Source organism: Ramlibacter sp. bp-362 (genome assembly GCF_054956735.1).
Map to the genome: position 1 here is coordinate 1 of NZ_JBUDXE010000074.1, position 250 is coordinate 250.

Sequence of the window (250 nt, forward strand, 5' to 3'; positions counted from 1 at the left end):
AAATCGGCCAGAGCTTTTTGGCTCAGCATTTTCCGGTTGGGTTTCATAGTTAGCACCACTGACATCACCCCAGGCTCTTCCCCAATCTTTATCCCAATTCTTGTTCTGAGAGTTTCCCCCTGCTGGAAAAGAGTTCCGGTTACGACCGGACTGCCCACCACGGCGAGGCTGTCCACCGCGAAGTTGCGCACCAGTGAGAGATTGCGCAGTACTCCGAGATTGTGCAGTACCGCGAGGCTGTGTGCTGCGG

General features: G+C 55.2%; 1 protein-coding gene. It reads right to left on the reverse strand.

All coding sequences use genetic code 11. The features are described from left to right. Positions 1-250 (reverse strand): hypothetical protein (locus ACY0MJ_RS22460; protein ID WP_462640778.1); only part of this gene is annotated, 250 nt, incomplete at both ends.